Raw genomic sequence first — 14,615 nt, 5'->3', positions numbered from 1 at the left:
GTGCCGCCACGGCGCGCGCCTTCACGGTCCGTGGCGTGACCCGGGAGCGGGCGGGAATTCGCCGCCCAGGGTGCTTTCAGGTTGGTGCTTTCAGGTTGGTGGATGCCCTGTCCGTGGCAGTCACGGCATGGGCTTCAACAGGTGGCCCTGGGATGGCTGCCTGAACGGGGCTCTGTTCTGTTCCGGGACGCCGGCGTTCCGCGGCTTCTTGCTTCGGTCAGCGCGTCCAGGGTGATGCGAGGATGACGCTGCACATATCCACCCGCTGGAACGCCGGATCCTTCGCTGCCAGGAAATCGTCGTTGAAGGTACCGAAGGTGCTGTTGGGGCGGTGCTTCATACCCTCATAGAAAGCGTCGATGATCCCATGCTTGAAGTCGGCTTCGCGGGGGAAGGCTGCGACAACGGCGTCACGTTCGCCATCCGTAAACTGGTCGTAGCCGCGGCCAGCCACGTCCATACCGGCGCCCGCCTGCACCAGCGCGATCTCCGGACGCATGAATTCCGGGATGCCGGGCGTCGTGTGAAGGGCAACGGCGTTCCAAACCGTTTCGATGTCGCCGTCCGAAATGCCCTGCGCCCGCAGGAAATCCCGCGCGGCGTTGGCGCCGTCCACTTCGAACCGCAGTTGGCTGTTCTTGTAGGTCGCGGTGAGGCCGATGTCGTGGAACATGGAGGCCGTATAGAGCAGCTCCGGATCGAAGCTCATGCGCCGTCGCGTTCCCGCTATGGCTCCCCAGAAATAAACCCGGACCGAATGATGGAAGAGCAGATCGCTCTCGGTGTCCCGGATGAACCGGGTCACCTCACGGGCCAGTTTGCTGTCGGGAATTCTCACATCCGAAATGTCATTGGCCACCATGGTCTGTACTCCTTCCCAAGCTGGGCCTTGCATCGGAGTCGTGGCGTGTTCAGCTCTCCAGAACGGCCTGCGGCGTGTTGCGGAAGCTGATGGCCATGCGATTGTAGCTGTTCATCAGGCTGATTGCGATCGTGAGGTCGACGAGCTGCTTCTCGTCGAACACCTCACGTGCAGCGTTGTAGGCGTCGTCCGGAACACCGGTCTCGGCAACGAGCGTCACGGTCTCGGCCCAGGCAAGCGCGGCGCGCTCGGTCCGGCTGAAGAGAGGACCGCCTTCCTTCCAGGCCTGCACCAGTGCGAGCTTTTCGACCTTCACGCCTCTTTTGATGAGTTCGCGCGTGTGCATGTCGAGACAGAAGGCACAGTTGTTGATCTGTGAAACCCGCAGGTAGACGAGATCCACCAGCTCTCCGGGCAGACCGCTCTGCATGACATAGCCATAGACACCGCCCAGCGCCTTGGCGCCGTTGGGGGCGATTTGATTGTAGTCGAGCCTGTTGGTCATTGGTCAGGTTCCTTCTTTCACTTGATGGGGAAGGTGAGCTTGTCCTCACCGGAGTCGACGACAAAGACGGCAAGCAGCTTCGCAGGTGTGGTCTTGCTGGCATTGCGGCTGACGGAATGGACCGCGCCCGGCACTTCGGACCAACCCTCACCCGCCTTGTAGAGGCGGGTTTCACCGTCGTTCACGCTCGACTCGATCTCGCCGGACAGCACGTAGGCGTAGATGAAGGCGGACTTTGCGTGGGTGTGCGGCAGGGAAGCGGCGCCGGGCGCATAGTCCACTTCGACGACGCGGAGCGACTTGCCCGGGATGTTGGCAATGGCCTGATCGAACTTGGCCGTCACCGTTTCGGTTTGAGCGTCGTGAGCCGGGGCAGGACCGGCGAAGGTCGCAGCAAGCACGGCCATGACAGCAGGGGCAATGATGCGGTTCTTCATGGGTTTTCTCCTGTGACGCCCTGAAGATGCGGCTTTTCTGAGCCAGGAAAAAGGCCCAAGAATGCGATGAAATCATGTACCATGACGGCATGAACAAGCCGCTCGACCTGACCCTCGACCGTTCGGCCAAGGCCTCCCTGTCGGAGCAGATCCGCAGGGGGGTTGCCAAAGCCATCGAAGACGGCGTGCTGGAACCCGGCGCACGGCTGCCGTCCTGGCAGGATCTTGCGGCCCAGCTCGGCGTCGCGCGCGGAACGGTGCGGACCGCCTATGAGAATCTCGCCGCCGCCCAGCTGATCGAGGCCTCGCGCGCCATGGGCACGCGCGTCGCCCAACGCCCGCGCACCGCCACAAGGAGCGAACCACCGCCGGACGCGGGGTCGTTTCTGGAGACCTACCTGGAAATGACGCGGGGGCCTGCGTTCTTTCAGATGGGCGTGCCGGCGGCGGAGACTTTCCCGGCAACCTTGTTCGCGCGCATTCGCGCGAATGCCGTCCGCGCCGAGGCGAGCGTTCCCCCGTCATATCCCGACCCCCGCGGCGAGCATGAGTTGAGGCGGGAGATCGCAGCCTATCTGGCTGTCGCCCGCGGCATCAGCTGCTCGCCGTCGCAGGTCGTCGTCACCGGGGGGTTCGGCGCCGGACTCGGTCTGGCGCTCAGCGTTCTCGGCTTGGGCGGGCAGTCGGCCTGGTTCGAAAACCCGGGCTTTCCATGGACGAGGAAAGGACTTGAACTCGCAGGTTTGGCGGTGGCCCCGGTTCCCGTCGATGCGGACGGGATCGATGTCGATCATGGGCTGCGGCATCATCCCGACGCGAAGCTCGTCGTCGTGACCCCCGGACAGCAGGCGCCGCTTGGGCCGACCTTGTCGCTGGAGCGGCGCCTTCGTCTTCTTGAATGGGCGGACGCGAACCGGGTCTGGGTGATCGAGGACGATTATCTGAGCGAACTGCAATTGGCGGGAAGGGCCGCGCCGGCGCTCGCCTCGCTCGATCGGGGCGGGCGCGTCATCCACATCGGCTCATTCAGCAAGACGATCAGCCCGACCCTCCGATTGGGCTTCGTCGTCGCCCCGGTCGGGTTGGTCTCCCGGTTCGCCGAGGTGGCGGCATGCCTAGCACCGCCGCCTGGACCCGCGGTGCAGATCGCGACCGCCGAGTTCATCCGCGAAGGACATTACATGCGCCATCTCCGGCGCACCAAGCGTGCTTACGCGGCCAAGCGGCAGGCGGTTTTGGATTGTCTTCACGCCTCCGTCGGCGCGGAGCTTGTTGCCGCTCCCGGTTTGGCGGTGCTGCTCAGATTGCCGAAGGGAACGCCGGATGTCGCCATCGCGCGCGAAGCCTTGACGTTCGGCATGTTTCCGGCACCGCTTTCGCCCTGGTATGCGCCGCCGGACGACGCCGAGTCCGGGCTTCTGCTGGGCGTCGCGACGGCGCCGACCAGGAATCTTGCGCGATCCTGCGACCGACTCCTGGAAACGATCCGGCGGTTCCAGTGAGAAGGGGACCAACGCCGCCGTTCAGGTGGATGGCCTTGGCGGGGTTCGGAAAGCCGGTCAGGTCGGCCACGCCGAATTGAGGATGATTGAACAGAAGTTCGTCCGCTGGAACCCCGGCTTCTTCAGCGCGAGAACATCCGCCTTGACGTTGCCGAAAGTGGTCTGAGGCTTCCTGGTGATGCCCTGGGCGAAGTGGTCGATGATGTTTTCCTTGAAGTCGGCCTCGCGCGGATGATGGGCGCAGACGTGATGGCGCTGCTCATGCGTGAAATCGTGATAGGCGATCCCCAGCACGTCCATCTCCACACCGGCCGTCACCAGGGCGACCGTGGGCCGCATGTGCTCGGGGATGCCCGGCGTGGTGTGGAGCGCGATCGCGGTCCAGACATCCTCGATGTCGCGTTCGGCGACGCCGTACCCCTTGAGGAATTCGCGGGCTGCATTCGCGCCGTCGACCTCGAACCGGAGATCCGCGCTCGAATGGCGGTCGGTCAGCCCCATATCGTGGAACATCGCGCCCACATAGAGCAGTTCGGCGTCGTAGGCGAGTCCACGGCGATTGCCGGTGAGCGCGCCCCAGAGGAACACCCGCCGGCTGTGATTGTACAGCAGGTCATCCTCCGTATCGCGGACAAGCTGGGTCGCCGCGCGGGCAATCTCACTGTCGGGAATGGTGATTCCGGCGATGACTTCGGACATGATTGCACTCCATGAAAGAAATTCAGGTTTCCTCGCTGTGTATTCATATGCTGAGGATTTCCCCATTACGGTCGAGATGGCGGTTCATGCTGAATGAGAATACGGTCCACGGCGCGACCGCCGATCTATTTCTGACAAATCATGGCTCGACACCGCAATGCCGGCTGACCTATAGATCAGGACAATGGCACGTCGGTTCGTGCCAGCACCGAATGGAGCGGCGGTGGCTGTTCAAAAGGTTGCGATCGTGATCCATGAGGGCGTCCAGGCGCTGGACGTCGCCGGACCCGTCGACGTTTTCGCTGAAGCCAACACTTACGTCCCGGCGGAGGACCGCTATGAAACGGTCCTCATCGCTGCCGACCGGAGACCATTGCGCGCATCAAACCGGATGCAGATGATTGCGGATGTGAGCTTCGAGGACGCATCCGGGGACTTCGACATCCTGCTGGTCGCCGGCGGCCCCCATTTGCCCGACGCCGGTCCGGACACGCGGCTTACCGACTGGCTGCGCTCGGCACCGGAACGCGCGGAGGTCTACGGCTCCATCTGCACGGGAGCCTTCGCGCTCGGCGGTGCCGGGCTGCTCGATGGGCACACGGTGACCACCCACTGGCAGAACGCACAGGCCCTCGCTGCGCGCTTTCCAGACGCCAAGGTGGAGCCGGACCGCATTTATGTTCGTGATGGGCGGCTGGTCACATCCGCAGGCGTGACCGCAGGCATCGATCTCGCACTGGCGCTCGTGGCCCAGCGCCACGGGGCCGGCGTTGCCCTAACGGTCGCGAAACGGCTGGTGGTGGTGGCCCAACGCCAAGGAGGGCAGTCGCAGTTCAGCCCCTATCTGACTGTGCCGGCCGACCCGGCGTCGGTCAGCGCGCGCATCCGGGACCATGTCATGGCCAACCTGGAGAAGCCTCATACGCTTCGGTCGCTCGCCGACAAGGTGGGCATGAGTTCCCGCAATCTTGCCCGCCACTTCGTGCAGGAAACCGGCATCACGCCGCACGACTTCGTCCAGGGCGCCCGGATCGACGCCGCCCGCATGCTGCTTGAGGCAACCGAGCGCCCGCTCAAGACTGTGGCGCACGACTGCGGCTTCGGCACGACTGACCGGATGCGCATCGTGTTCAGCGAAAAGCTTGGGGTATCGCCCGCCCAATACCGGGCAAGCTTTCGCCGGGGAGGATAAGGGGTTCCGCCCCTGTCGCCGCGGCATCCAGGATGGCCGCCTCGCCCCATCATCCCATGGATCAGGAGGCTGTCGTCGTGCGGAAGCGCTTCCGGTAGTCGGCCGGAGTGGTGCCGAGAGTGCGGACGAATGCGCGCCTCATGGTGCCGGCGTCACCGAAACCGCAGATATAGGCGATCCGCTGGAGCGGCGTGGAGGAATCGACCAGCATCCGGCGTGCCGCGTCTAGCCGCGCGGCCTCAACGAACTCAGCAGGCGGGTGGCCGACGTCGCGCTTGAACACCCGGGCAAAATTCCGCGGACTCATACCGGCGTGGGCGGCCAAGGCGTCCACGGACAAATCGGCGGAAAGGTTGTCCAGCACATACTCCTGGATCTTCTGGATTCCGGTCCGGCTCGATGCTTGTGCGGCGAGATGGGCGCTGAATTGCGACTGCCCGCCGGGCCGCTTCAGGAACATCACCATGTAGCGGGCGACCAGCAGCGCCAGCTCCCGCCCGTGATCCTCCTCCAGGAGGGACAGCGCCAGGTCGATGCCCGACGTGACGCCGGCGGCGGTACAGACCTTGCCATCGCGAATGAAGATCTGGTCCGGATCGACGGTCAGGGCTGGAAAATCGGTGCGAAGCTTGTCGGCGCATTCCCAATGGGTGGTGACGCGCCGGCCATCCAGCAGCCCGGTCGCTGCCAGAAGGAACACCCCCGTGCAGATCGAGCCATAGCGGCGGGCTTGCGGCGCGCGACGCCTGAGCCAGTCGATCACCGCCGGATCGACGGCCTTGAACGACGGGTCACCGGCGATCAGCAACGTGTCGATCGGCTGGTCCGGATCGTGGATGGAACGATCGGCCAGGAACCGCAGGTTGCCGGTCCCGCAGACCGGCCCCTCCGCGGTGCCCATCACCTGCACCTCGTAGGCCTTCGGGTCTCCGAGACGGCGCGCCGCCTCCCAGAACACCTCCGCCGGGCCCACCACATCCAACGCCTGAACCCCCGGAGGGGCGAGAAGCACAATCCGCATGAAAAATGCTCATCCTGCAGTCGGGCGGCCGAATTGTCCCGGCCGCCCGATCGTATTCGGCATGCCGATTATCCGGCAAGGGCAGGGCTGCGGAACGTGGTGACGCGAAGCAGCGGATTGCCGGCGTCCAACCGGCCCAGCGCCCGCAGCAGCCCGCAACTGATCGCCGGCTCGCACAGCACGACTGGCAGATAGGCGGCGGCGAAAACCACCCAGTCCACGAACGGCGTCGCCTCCTCGCCCAACATCAGCCAGAAGCCGACCATGGCGACCACACCGCTGTAGTAGACGGCATCGAAGCGCAGAACCGATGACCAGCGGATCGAGCTTAGCCCGCCGGCGTCCAACAGGCGCCTTCCGCCCATGGCGTGAGCGGCGACCAGTGGCACCATCAGCGACAGCGAGTTCACGGCGAGATGCACAAGATCCTGGGGTTCGAACAGCAGGCCCTGCAGCGCAAGGCCGATGCCGAACCCGAACAGCGTCGCCCGGAAGCCGAAGACGAAATAGATGGCGGAGGCGCCGATGAAGTGCAGCTCCGATGGACCGACCGGCTGGTGCCAGACCTCCATGAGGACCGAGAAGAAGGCGGCCGCCAGGAGTGCTTTGATCCATTCCTGCGGTCGGCGCAGGAAGGCCGGAACATGCGTGGCGAGAAGGCTGAGTACGGCGGCATCGGCGCCGACGATCTTGGCGGCGGACAGCATGCCGGGTTCGATATGCATGGACGTCTCCCGATGTTTGACTATGGAATCAGGCCGATTGCGTGTCGGCGGGCGCAGTGGCGGCGGCTATGCGTGCCGACAGTTCGTCGGACGTCGCGAGACCGGATTGGAGGATCGTCGCCTCCAGGGCGCTCAACCACTGTTCGTAGTAGTTCCACGAGGGGTCGCCGGGGGTCTGAGCCCGCTCCCAGTCGCCGATGGCGGCGATCAGGTTCCGGCGGAAATCCTCCCATTCGAAATGACCTTCCCGCGCCAGGGCGAGCGCCACCCCGAAGGCCGACCGCTCCCACTCCTCGGCGAAGCAGAGAGAGCCGTTGGCGCGGGGCGGGGAATCCCCGGACCCGGCCATGCTGGTCAAGGCGAAATGTTCGAAGCGGGTCAGCATGCCCGTTTCTCCTGCCGGTTCGGGGGTCAGGGGGACGTCGCCACCGCCACGCCCATCATGGCTTCCGGCGTGACCAGGGCGGCGAGTTCGCTTTCGCTCATGCCCTCGGTCCCGGCGGGGCGTTCGGGAATGACGAACCAGCGGATCTGCGCGCTGCTGTCCCAGACCTTGACCTCCGTGCTTTCGGGAACAGCCAGCCCGAATTCCTTCAGCACGGCACGCGGCTCGCGGGCGGCGCGGCTGCGGAAGGTCGGATCCTTGTACCAGTAGGGTGGCAGCCCCAGCACCGGCCAAGGATAGCAGGAGCAGAGCGTGCAGATGACCAGATTGTGAACCCCCTCGCCATTCGCCACGGCGCGCATGTGTTCGCCCTCGGCACCGGCCATGCCTTCCGGCAGGTCCGTCATCTCGGCGATGGCAGCCGGCGCATCCTCGATCAGCCGCTTCTTGAAGGCCGGATCGACCCAGGCCCGGGCAACGATCCTGGCGCCGTTGAACGGACCCATCTTCGTCTCGAAGACATCCAGCACCGTGTCTACGGTCTTACTGGTAATGATGCCCTTTTCGATGAGCAGTGCTTCGAGGGCGCGGACGCGCGCAGCGCTTCGGGCTTCGCGGTCATCGGGATGGTGGAAACGATCGGTCATTCTCGACGACTCCGGTCAGGCGGCAGGTTTGGCGACATAGGCGGCATAGAGATCGGCGTAGAGCGTGACGTTCGGCTCCGTGTTGCCGGGCCACAGCTCCTCGGCCTCGAAGCGCACGCAATAGACCGCCATCGGTGCGCCGACGCCGTCGGTCCCGGTATCGGTCAGATAGCCGTAGGCTCCCGGATAGACCGTCTCGACCACGCCGCTGTGGTTTCGCAAAAAGCCGGGCAGGCGGGTGTGGTCGACCGTCGGCACATTCCTGACGGTAACGGTATCGCCTTCCTGGAAGTCGGGCCGGACCGCGACGTCGCGCTTTGGCGAATCCCCTGTCGCCAGATAGCGTTCGACGCGCCGGTCGATCTCCGGCGCGCCGCCCTGCGGCAGCGGCTTGTCCGGTTCGGCAAGATACTCGGCCGTGCGTGCGTCCAGCTCCTCGACCGTGATGTAGCCGTTGTCGATCAGGTAGCCGCAAATGCCGCCAAGCCACTTCTCGTAGTACCGGTACTTGAAGTAATCGAAGGGGTTCAGGGCTTCCGCGCCGGTGCGCAGATGAGCCCAGGTCCAAACGGTGTGAAAAGCGCTCGGCGTGGTGCGGAAGGGCAACTGCGGGCTGAGCGCCATCATGGCCGTGTGAATGCCGAAGATGCGCTTTTCCCACTCCTCCACGAACACACGTTTTTCGACCGTGATGGGGCCCAAGCCTTCCAGGCCCCCGAGATAATGTTGCAGCTTCATTGGGCTGTTCCTGAGATGGGGAACGGAATCGGAAACATCAGAGAACAGGATCGTCCACCCGGACCTTGCAGCCGCGGAGCCCCTCCAGAAGCGCTCCGGCATCAAGGTGGCGGCCGATGAAGACGAGTTGGTTCAGGCGTTCCTCGCTGGGCGTCCACGGCCGGCTCGGTCGACCGTCCAACGTCATGTGGACGCTGTGGAAGACGAAGCGGCGCCCCTGTCTGTCGAGATTCAGCACGCCCTTGGCGCGCAGCAGGTCGCGTCCCTTGTCCTGCACGAGTTGATTGAGCCAGCGATCCACCGCCGCCGGATCGAGCCTCCCGGCCTCGCGCAAGGCCACACAGCCGATGTCGGCATCGTGCTCGTGCTCGTGCTCATGGTCCTCAAGGATGCCCGGGTCGAGACGCAGGATGTTCGCAAGATCGAAGGCACCGATCCCAAGGATCTGGGAGAGAGGCAGGGCACAGGCTTCGGTCCGGTGGATGCGGGCCAAGGGGTTGAGCCGGCGGATATCGCGCTCCACGGAGTCGAGTGCCGCGGTGGGCTCCAAATCGATCTTGTTCAGCAGGATCACGTCGGCGAAGGCAATCTGTTCGCGTGCCTCGTCATGGCCCAGTTGCAAGGGCAGGTGACGGGCATCGGCCACGGTGACGATGGCATCGAGCGCGAAGCGGCGGCGCAGCCCGTCGTCCAACACGAAGGACTGGATGACGGGTGCCGGATCGGCGAGGCCGCTCGTCTCGATCACCACCCGATCGAACCCGCACTCATCCTCGACCAACCTCATCAGCGCTTCGATCAGATCGCCGCGGACGATGCAGCAAACGCAGCCATTGTTGAGCTCAACAACCGTCTCGCTCGTCGCCGTCACCAGCAGTCCATCGATGCCGAGTTCGCCGTATTCGTTGACAATGACGGCGGTTCGCTCTCCCCCGTGTTCGGCCAGGATGCGGTTGAGCAGGGTCGTCTTGCCGGCCCCGAGAAATCCGGTCAGCACGGTCACCGGAATCGGTCGCATGGCGATGCTCCGTTGCTTCAGGTTGCGAAGGGCGGCCTTGGCCTTGCAGCGTGCCAAGGGGATTGGCCGATCTGCTTCGGCGCCCCGTGGTATACATTGCACCGCATACCGTCCGCTGACTCAACATGTGGCAGCGGGCAATTCCGGACAAAGCACCTATCAGAATCGGCCAACCGCTTTGCGGCCACGGCTGCGACGGCGGGCGAGTGGGCGAACGGGAGGGCGAACTAACCCGGATATCATTGGTGGTGCCCTACGGGTTGGTGCAGGAGCGGCTGTGGGGAACCGGCCCGCCGTAGCGCCCTCTGATGGCTGGCGTAGGCGGGCCGGTTATCCACAGCGGGCGGTCATCGTGGTTCTTCGGTAGCGGCTGGTCCAGCGTAACGGCTACCGGGATCGCGACTGGGAGACCCGGGCCGGCACGGTCGAGCTGCGCAAGCGACGCACCGAGGTTGTCGGCATATTTCCGAATGAGGAGGCGATTACGCGCCTCATCGGTGCCATCCTCTTGGAGCAGAACGAAGAATGGGCTGTCCAGAGGGCGCGCTATATGACGCTGGAAACCATCGCCCCGCTCGGCGATGATCCCCTCGTCAGCCTGCCCGCTGTGGCCGCCTGACAATCCCGGCCAGACCAGCCGGAGACCATGAGCGCCTCTCCGCTCCTACACCACGGCCAGGGACACGATCGGATCGCCACATGGGACTTTTGACCTTCAGCATGAACGTAACCTTGGACGGCTGCGTCGACCACCAGGAGGGAATCGCTGACGACGAGACCCACGCGTTTTTCACCGGCCTCATGGACGAGGGCGGGGCGATGCTCTGGGGCCGCCTCACCTACGAGATGATGGAGGGCTACTGGCCGGCGGTCGCGCGCGGGGAGGTGGAGGCGCCGCCGGCGATACGCGAGTGGGCGGTCAAGCTGGAAGCCAAGCCGAAGTACGTGGTGTCATCGACACGAAAGGACTTCCCTTGGACCAACAGCCACCACATCGCCGGCGACCTGCGGACAGGCGTGCAAAGGCTTAAGGACGCGACTCCGGCGGGCGTACTCGTTGGTAGCGGCAAACTCGCAACTGAGCTGGATCGGCTTGATCTGATCGACGAGTATAAGTTCCTCGTTCATCCCAGGATCGCCGGCCACGGGCCGACCTTGTACCAGGGCGGGCTGCCCAGTTCGCGACGGCTCGAGTTGGTCTCGGTGAAGTCGCTCCGTAACGGCGCCGTCGCCATGCACTACCGGCGCGAACGCTGACTCAAAGACGCCTTGACGCGCCTAGATGCCGTAATGGGCCGTATGCCGAGCGCGGGCTTGGCAGGGCGGCGGTCACCACCGTGATGGTGTGAAGCGGGGTCTGAGTAGACCGGCTCCAAGCATCAAGGGGGCGTTTTCTGGAAATGCTGGAGGGCGTTAGCTGCTGCTCCAGGGGTTGAACAGCGGAACGCCCATCGGCTCGAAACCACGCACGTTGCGGGTCACGACGGTCAAGCGATGAACCAGCGCGGTGGCCGCGATCAGGCTGTCGCCCTGTGGCCGAGGATCAGGAACGTGGAGCGTCGCGCAGCGCCGAGCCACATCCGCATCGACCGGCAGGATACGGCCCCTGAAGGTCGGCATCACCTGGGTGTCGATCCAGTTGCGCAGCACTACCCCTTGCGCGGCGTCCCTACGGCCGATCTGCCCGGCACCCAGCTCGATCTCGAACAGGGTGATGGCGGAGATGAACAGGTCAGCCGGCGGCACGCCGCCCGCCCAGGCGAGAAGGCCGGCATTGGCCCGCGCCGGCCGCCTCAGTTCAGAAATGGCGTTGGTATCGAGCAGGAACATCAGTCCAGCACCGCCGGCCGGGCAATGTCGCCGATCCGCGGCGGCTCGAAGTCGAAATCGGCCCCGGCGTCATCTTGGCGCAGCATCTCGACGATGGAACCACCCTGTTCGCCCGACAAGCGCTGATAGGTGTCGTAACGCAGAAGCACATAGGCCGGCTCGCCGCGATCTGTGACGATCACCGGTCCATCCTCGGCCGCACGCTTCGCTTCGCTGGGATTCTGGTTGAACTCTCTGCTGGACATCATTCGGCCCATGTCATGCACTCCAGCCATTATGATGATACTACAATACTACATGAAGTGAGAACTGCAAATCGATATGTAGGCACAATCCTACAAAGTGGAAACTTCTGGATCAGTCGTTGTTGCGAGTTATCGCCAGTCCCGGCCCAGCACCTGCGAAAGCTGATGTTGGATGCGACCGAGGTAGAGCAGCAGCACGGCCTCCCTCGACGGTTCCGTCAGGTGTCGCGCCAAGTCTGAGCTGACGACGCCCAGGGTCGGGCGGACCTCACGAATTACGCGACGGTAAGCATGCGGCGTGCATCACCGGCTCTCGGTGGAAACGGTCTCAATCGAATGGCCGGTCCGCCCGTCCGCGGCGGCAAGATCGCCCAGAAAAACGTCAAGCTCCAGCCCATAGGCCTCGGCCGCCTCGCGCACCGTCATGAAGGGCGCCATGGCGCAGCCGGGGCAGGCGAGGCCATGGCGCAGCAGCACCGGCACCACCGCCGGCCGGCCGCTCATCAGCTCGGCCATCGTCAGATCGGCAAGGGTGGGTGGGGCGGCCATCTCGGCATGCTCCTGCACGGGGGGAAAGGCCGCCACCTTATCGACCCCGCCGCCGATGCTCTTTGTGCCACCGCAACCCTGCCTTCAGTCACTCCCGTTTCGGCACCGGCGGCAGATCCTCGGCGATGGCGACCAGCGCGTGGGGCTTGCGGATCACCACCTGCTGCCGGCCGCTCTCGACGATGCCCTGGCTTTCCCAGGCCGACAGGGTGCGGCTGACCGTGTGCAGGGTCGTCCCCGTCATCTCCGCCACATCCTGCCTGGACAGCGGAAAGTCGATCTCCACCCCCGCCTCCACCCGCCGTCCGGCCTGCCGCACCAGCCGCAGCAGGGCATGGGCGATGCGGCGCTCCACCCGTTCGGTCGCCACCTCGCGCAGGCGGTTCTGCAGTTCGCGCAGCCGGCCGCCGATGATCGACAGCGCGTTGCGGGCGATGACGGGATGGCGGTCCATCAGCTCGGTCATCGTCGCCGCCGGCCAGGACAGCTCGACGCAATCGGCCACGGCCACCGCATCGGCCGGATAAAGTCCGTCGGTGAAGATCGCCAGCGTCCCGAACATCTCGCCGGGGCCGATGAAGCGCATCACCACCTGCTGCCCGTCCGGGCCGGTCTGCACGATCTTCACCCGCCCGTCGATCAGCGCATGGCCGGCCGCCGCCGGCTCCCCCTGGGTGAAGACGGCGGTGCCGCGGGGATGCAGCCGGGGCCGCGCCAACGCCACCGCGTCGGCCAGCGCACCGGCGTCGAGGCCGGCGAACAGCGGCATGCCGCGCAGAACGGCGGGATCGGGGGGCGGGGGCATGGCGGTCGTCCTGGCTCGCGGTGCATGATCTCTATCCATTCGTGCACGACTTTGTTGCCGCTCAAAGCGCGAAATCCCGCCGGCCGCCAGTATGGCCCCGCCACACCACCTCCCGCCACACCATCGCCCTGCAGACCATCGAAAGCCGCCGACCATGCCCGCTCCCGTCACCAGCGCCCACCGGCTGATGTATCCGGCCGCGTCCCTCTTCGCCGCGCTGGCCGTCCCGCTGTGGCTGGCGCAGATCGGCGGCCTGCTGCCGCTCGGCTGGTCCCCGGCGATCCATGCGCACGAGATGACGCTGGGCTATGCGCTGGCGGTGGTCGGCGGCTTCCTGATGACGCGGCTGTCCCGCCCGATGCTGGCGGTCGCAGTCCTGTCCTGGCTCGCCGGCCGGCTGGCCCTGCTGGCCGGGCTGCCGGCGGCGCTGGCCCTGCCGCTCAGCTTCGCCTATCCCGTCCTGCTGTTCGTGGTTGCCGGCCTGCCCTTCCTGCGCACCAGCCGCAGCGGCCACAACGCGGTGTTCGGCCCGCTGATCGGCGCCTTCCTGCTTGCCGAGGCGCTGTTCTGGGCCGGAGAGCTTGGCATCTTGTCAAGCAGCACCCAGCCGGTCGCCCTGTTGCTGATCGCCACGCTGCTGCTGACCATGGGCGGGCGCGTCATCCCCGCCGCGACCGCCGGCGCCCTGCGCCGCCAGGGGATCACCCTGACCCGGCGCGTCCAACCGAGGCTGGAGGCGATGGGCATCGCCGGTGCCGCGCTTTGCCTGCTGTCGGCCGCCACCGGCCTGCTGCCGCTGCTGGGCGGCGCCGGTGCCGCGATGGCGGGGGCAAGCGCGCTCCTCCGCCTCGCCCGCTGGAAGCCCCATCGATTGCTGCGCCAGCCGGAGATCGCCAGCCTGCATCTGGGATATCTCTGCCTCGGCGCCGGCTGGCTGCTGGTGGCAGGCGCGACGCTGTCCGGCCTGCCGCCCGCCGCCGGCTGGCACATGCTGGGGATCGGCGCGCTCGGCATCCTCGCCAGCGCCATGACCATCCGCACCACCTTGCAGCGGGAGGCGGAGCCGGAGCGTTTTCCCCCCGCCGCCACCGTCGCCGTCGCGCTGATGGCGACCGCCGCCGCTCTCCGCGTGGCGGCGGTCTGGTGGCCGTCGATGCCCCTGCTGACCGCCGCGGCGACCGCCTGGACCCTGGCCCAGCTTCTGACCGCCGCCGTGCTGCTCACCCGACCGAGACGCTACGGCATGCATCAGCCTTCGGAACTGGGCAACTCTCCCTCTCCCCCCCGGGGAGAGGGTCGGGGTGAGGGGGATGCACTGCGTGGCCATCCCGAGAATCCTCGCTGTGCGTCCCCCCCCCCCCCACCCCCTCCCCCCCCGGGGGGGGGGGGGGTTCTCCTGCGCGGGGGGGGGAGGGGGGCCGCACCCCCCCCCCCCCCCCCCCCCCCCCCCCCCGC

At 66.0% G+C, this 14,615-nt stretch carries 18 protein-coding genes and 1 pseudogene; 5 read left to right on the top strand and 14 right to left on the bottom strand.

From position 1 onward, the window contains the following. Nucleotides 1-217: 217 nt before the first annotated feature. The 3 genes from FZ029_RS26365 to FZ029_RS26355 are packed head-to-tail and all read right to left on the bottom strand — an operon-like array spanning nt 218 to nt 1,804. Nucleotides 218-862, bottom strand: a complete 645-nt coding sequence (locus tag FZ029_RS26365; RefSeq protein ID WP_149272640.1) for an HD domain-containing protein — start codon at nt 860-862, stop codon at nt 218-220. 49 nt (nt 863-911) lie between these two features. Beyond that, nucleotides 912-1,367, bottom strand: coding sequence for a carboxymuconolactone decarboxylase family protein (locus tag FZ029_RS26360; protein WP_098735044.1), 456 nt, complete (start codon nt 1,365-1,367; stop codon nt 912-914). A gap of 17 nt (nt 1,368-1,384) precedes the next feature. After that, nucleotides 1,385-1,804 carry a cupin domain-containing protein gene (locus tag FZ029_RS26355; protein ID WP_149272639.1) on the bottom strand — a complete coding sequence of 140 codons (420 nt, stop codon included), beginning with the start codon at nt 1,802-1,804 and terminating at the stop codon, nt 1,385-1,387. Between the two features lie 74 nt (nt 1,805-1,878). Here FZ029_RS26355 and FZ029_RS26350 point away from each other — a divergent pair, with 74 nt between their 5' ends. Continuing rightward, the gene (locus FZ029_RS26350; protein WP_211104216.1) at nt 1,879-3,306 is read left to right on the top strand and encodes a PLP-dependent aminotransferase family protein; all 1,428 of its coding nucleotides are present in this window, start codon (nt 1,879-1,881) and stop codon (nt 3,304-3,306) included. A gap of 57 nt (nt 3,307-3,363) precedes the next feature. On the opposite strand, the gene FZ029_RS26345 is transcribed toward FZ029_RS26350, so the two are convergent. Continuing rightward, a complete protein-coding gene (locus tag FZ029_RS26345) occupies nt 3,364-4,005 on the bottom strand; it encodes an HD domain-containing protein (protein WP_149272638.1) in 642 nt (213 codons plus the stop codon). A gap of 223 nt (nt 4,006-4,228) precedes the next feature. On the opposite strand from FZ029_RS26345, the gene FZ029_RS26340 reads away from it, so the two are divergent. Further along, the gene (locus FZ029_RS26340) at nt 4,229-5,197 is read left to right on the top strand and encodes a GlxA family transcriptional regulator (RefSeq protein WP_149272637.1); all 969 of its coding nucleotides are present in this window, start codon (nt 4,229-4,231) and stop codon (nt 5,195-5,197) included. A gap of 61 nt (nt 5,198-5,258) precedes the next feature. On the opposite strand, the gene FZ029_RS26335 is transcribed toward FZ029_RS26340, so the two are convergent. From FZ029_RS26335 to FZ029_RS26310, 6 genes are all read right to left on the bottom strand, one after another. Further along, on the bottom strand, nt 5,259-6,218 hold the full coding sequence (locus FZ029_RS26335) for a GlxA family transcriptional regulator (protein WP_149272636.1): 960 nt from the start codon (nt 6,216-6,218) through the stop codon (nt 5,259-5,261). A 68-nt stretch (nt 6,219-6,286) separates the two neighbouring features. Then, nucleotides 6,287-6,943 (bottom strand): energy-coupling factor ABC transporter permease, encoded by a 657-nt coding sequence (locus tag FZ029_RS26330; protein ID WP_149272635.1) that lies wholly within the window; start codon nt 6,941-6,943, stop codon nt 6,287-6,289. Nucleotides 6,944-6,971: 28 nt separating this feature from the next. After that, nucleotides 6,972-7,328 (bottom strand): nitrile hydratase accessory protein, encoded by a 357-nt coding sequence (locus FZ029_RS26325; RefSeq protein WP_149272634.1) that lies wholly within the window; start codon nt 7,326-7,328, stop codon nt 6,972-6,974. Between the two features lie 26 nt (nt 7,329-7,354). After that, complete coding sequence (gene nthA, locus FZ029_RS26320) at nt 7,355-7,975, bottom strand: nitrile hydratase subunit alpha (RefSeq protein WP_149272633.1); 621 nt, start codon at nt 7,973-7,975, stop codon at nt 7,355-7,357. A gap of 15 nt (nt 7,976-7,990) precedes the next feature. Beyond that, nucleotides 7,991-8,713 (bottom strand): nitrile hydratase subunit beta, encoded by a 723-nt coding sequence (gene nthB, locus FZ029_RS26315; protein ID WP_149272632.1) that lies wholly within the window; start codon nt 8,711-8,713, stop codon nt 7,991-7,993. Between the two features lie 37 nt (nt 8,714-8,750). Next, nucleotides 8,751-9,731, bottom strand: a complete 981-nt coding sequence (locus tag FZ029_RS26310) for a GTP-binding protein (RefSeq protein ID WP_149272631.1) — start codon at nt 9,729-9,731, stop codon at nt 8,751-8,753. A gap of 436 nt (nt 9,732-10,167) precedes the next feature. On the opposite strand from FZ029_RS26310, the pseudogene FZ029_RS26305 reads away from it, so the two are divergent. Then, nucleotides 10,168-10,350: pseudogene (locus FZ029_RS26305) on the top strand (transposase); the annotation flags it as partial. An 80-nt stretch (nt 10,351-10,430) separates the two neighbouring features. Continuing rightward, nucleotides 10,431-10,988 carry a dihydrofolate reductase family protein gene (locus FZ029_RS26300; RefSeq protein ID WP_149272630.1) on the top strand — a complete coding sequence of 186 codons (558 nt, stop codon included), beginning with the start codon at nt 10,431-10,433 and terminating at the stop codon, nt 10,986-10,988. Nucleotides 10,989-11,144: 156 nt separating this feature from the next. Here the strand turns inward: FZ029_RS26300 and FZ029_RS26295 are convergent, their stop codons facing one another. From FZ029_RS26295 to FZ029_RS26280, 4 genes are all read right to left on the bottom strand, one after another. Next, nucleotides 11,145-11,561: a type II toxin-antitoxin system VapC family toxin gene (locus FZ029_RS26295; protein WP_149272629.1), complete on the bottom strand. Its 417-nt coding sequence runs from the start codon at nt 11,559-11,561 to the stop codon at nt 11,145-11,147. Next, entirely contained in the window at nt 11,561-11,809 is a 249-nt protein-coding gene (locus FZ029_RS26290) for a type II toxin-antitoxin system Phd/YefM family antitoxin (RefSeq protein WP_247892511.1), read from the bottom strand. Before FZ029_RS26290 ends, FZ029_RS26295 begins: the two co-directional genes overlap by 1 nt. Before the next feature lie 300 nt (nt 11,810-12,109). Then, entirely contained in the window at nt 12,110-12,355 is a 246-nt protein-coding gene (locus FZ029_RS26285) for a DUF1858 domain-containing protein (RefSeq protein ID WP_149272627.1), read from the bottom strand. An 88-nt stretch (nt 12,356-12,443) separates the two neighbouring features. Beyond that, entirely contained in the window at nt 12,444-13,160 is a 717-nt protein-coding gene (locus FZ029_RS26280) for a Crp/Fnr family transcriptional regulator (RefSeq protein ID WP_149272626.1), read from the bottom strand. Nucleotides 13,161-13,314: 154 nt separating this feature from the next. On the opposite strand from FZ029_RS26280, the gene FZ029_RS26275 reads away from it, so the two are divergent. Next, nucleotides 13,315-14,615, top strand: a 1,301-nt coding sequence (locus FZ029_RS26275) for an NnrS family protein (protein WP_247892510.1), incomplete at its 3' end; no start/stop codon positions are given.

The sequence above is a fragment of the Azospirillum sp. Sh1 genome (genome assembly GCF_008365135.1).
GTDB lineage: Bacteria > Pseudomonadota > Alphaproteobacteria > Azospirillales > Azospirillaceae > Azospirillum > Azospirillum oryzae.
The sequence above is the reverse complement of the archived record's forward strand: the minus strand, read 5'-3'. Positions and strand labels throughout refer to the sequence as shown.